The following is a 2,073-nucleotide window of genomic DNA, read 5'->3' as shown; positions in this document are numbered from 1 at the left end:
ACGGAAGTTAAGCCCTCCAGCGCCGATGGTACTTGGGGTTCACCCCTGGGAGAGTAGGTCGTTGCCAGGCAAAGATACAAGCCACCTCGTTGGAGGTGGCTTTTTCATTGTTGTCTTTGTTATTTTTATTTCCTTCGATTCATCCTCCTTCTCCATCCTTTCTTCATCGCGCCTCTGTTTTGAGTGCTTCTGTCAGCCGGGATCCCTTCTTACATTGATTCACTTTGTGGATGAAGATGATGTTATCCAGGAGGAATCCTTTTGAATCCCTGGATTGTTTCCTGAATAATGGAATTTATAAGCGTTGCAAATGTCCCCGGCAGTAAGTTCGTTCCTCTGTTCCTGTCAGGTCATATGCAGCAAACGATGTTACTTTTGAGTTTGTTGCTGGGAAATGGATGCAGGTGATCAAGCATTCACACGTTTTTGGTCAGGCAGGTGTCAAAGTGTTTATCCGAATTTGTATAATGGAAATGAAGCTCATCTGAGCTGCGTCATCCGGGTTTCCGTTACACTACCCATAAACATTCAAAAAACGACAGGCAGGTGAAGTGAATGGATAAGACTGGTAATCAAAAAGGGGATTATGGCATAGATGCTCCTGGTGTCATTCGAAACTTGGCGTTGATCGGCATCGTTTTGCTTCTTCTCTGTATGGGGACTTTTTTTGCTTTTGCCGGTGCTTGGCGATGGATCGGAACGATTCCCTTCCTTTTGGGGTTGATTTGTCTCATTGAAGCCGTTTATATGATTTGGAGCAGCAAAGTCGGGAAGTATTATGAACGGGAGAAACTGCTTGATCTCGTCCCTTGGCGGGGAGATGAAAAAGTGCTCGATATCGGATGCGGGAGAGGACTCGTTCTGAATGCTGCTGCCAAACGCCTGGACAGAGGTAAGGCAATCGGAATTGATATTTGGAATGAACAGGATCAATCGGGCAATCATCCTGATGTAACTCTGGAAAATGCCGAAAGAGAAGGAGTAAGAGAACGCGTCGAAGTCGTATCTGCTGATGCGCGGGATATTCCGTTTTCGGACAATGAATTTGATGTGATTGTTTCCAGTCTGGCCCTGCACAATATTTACGATAAAGATGAACGTCGCAAAGCGCTCGGGGAAATATTCCGGGTGCTCAAGCCGGGAGGACATTTTGCGATTCTCGATTTCCGGCATGTTGATGAATATGCCGCGATTTTTGAAGAGTTGGGAGCGACAGGCGTTCAGATTGCCGGTCCCCATTATTTTATTTTTCCTCCTGTACGGATTGTGGTGGGTCGTAAACCTTAGAGGATGCATGTGCCTTGACGGGAATGGAACTTATGAGCGTACAAGGAAACTTGGGTCGTTAATTCCGAATTGGAGAATGCCCGTTATCATACACGAGCGGTTGATTGGTTCAGAATCCTTCATCCTGACAGGAAGATCCGGTAAACAGGAGAAGCGCTGTTTTAAGGAACTTTGCATCATCTGATGTTGTCGAAATCAAGGTATCTGCATGAAAGTTGAAAGTTGGGGGGTTTTTTTGACCCGGGCTCTTGCCAGCGTGTCCCGAAACCGGGCGTTCCGATCCTTGTCTGCATTTCCTGCGCCTCTCTTTTTGTTTCCCGCTGGTTCTCCACGGTTGATAAACGTGCCGCCCGGATTCTTTAGTTATGGGAAAACGGTAAAAGCGTTTTTCATCACTGGTTTGAGCAGAAAACACCAGGTTGTTTTTAGGTACTTTAAAGCAGAGGAAAGACATTGATCGATTCGGTCAAACATGGAGAGCTGCAAACTGCTCGAGGGGGGAGGGATCGTTCAAGTCGGCCGAGTGACGGCAAGTATGTTTTTTGTTTCCGTCCGGGTTTACATGTGCATAAAATGATGGAAATAAAATAAATCTCAAAAGAGGTGTTGACAATCAAATAAAAGGGTAGTATATTTATTTTCGTCGCTGATACGACAACATCTTGCAAAAAGCGAGAGAACAAAACAAAAAAAGTTGTTGACAAGCGTGACAGCGATGTGATAGAATATAAATTGTCGTCGTGATAAAAACGGCGGCGACGGAGAGTGTTCCTTGAAAACTAAAGA

At 45.4% G+C, this 2,073-nt stretch carries 1 protein-coding gene and 1 rRNA gene; both read left to right on the top strand.

Translation table 11 applies throughout. The features are described from left to right. Positions 1-70, top strand: a 5S ribosomal RNA gene (gene rrf / locus I8U17_RS19035); the annotation flags it as partial. A 485-nt stretch (positions 71-555) separates the two neighbouring features. Further along, a complete protein-coding gene (locus I8U17_RS18010; RefSeq protein ID WP_033102438.1) occupies positions 556-1,287 on the top strand; it encodes a class I SAM-dependent methyltransferase in 732 nt (243 codons plus the stop codon). Positions 1,288-2,073 lie beyond the last annotated feature (786 nt).

Source organism: Thermoactinomyces sp. CICC 10521 (assembly GCF_016055135.1).
GTDB lineage: Bacteria > Bacillota > Bacilli > Thermoactinomycetales > Thermoactinomycetaceae > Thermoactinomyces_A > Thermoactinomyces_A daqus.
The sequence above is the reverse complement of the archived record's forward strand: the minus strand, read 5'-3'. Positions and strand labels throughout refer to the sequence as shown.

Excerpts from the sequence above, each read along its gene's own strand:
- I8U17_RS18010 (WP_033102438.1), top strand. The coding sequence starts at position 556 with ATGGATAAGACTGGTAATCAAAAAGGGGATTATGGCATAGATGCTCCT.